Annotated in this window: 1 protein-coding gene; it reads right to left on the bottom strand. The window is 41.1% G+C overall.

The features are described 5' to 3' along the window. On the bottom strand, positions 1 to 253 hold a 253-nt coding region (locus V0R37_RS22780), incomplete at both ends, for a thiamine phosphate synthase (protein ID WP_420376644.1).

Here is a 253-nt window from a genome sequence, read left to right as displayed (position 1 = left end):
ATTTGCTTGGTTGTGGTAGGAAAGATATGCCCTAATGCGATATAACTCGGCCTGATTTTTAACGCAGTCAGTAATTCAAAATAACCATGGGTTGATAACCCTAATCGGATGTTAGCCTCAGCTAAAGCATCAAGATCCGCTGTTTGTAGATCTTCTTGTCCCAAGTGAACACCAAATGCACCATGCTTAAGCGCCAATGGCCAATAATCATTAATAAATACCTGAGCTTGATATTGACGGCCCAATTCAATCG

Source organism: Pollutimonas rozaliensis (genome assembly GCF_048751585.1).
Lineage (GTDB): Bacteria > Pseudomonadota > Gammaproteobacteria > Burkholderiales > Burkholderiaceae_B.
This window is presented reverse-complemented; position numbering and strand designations above follow the sequence as displayed.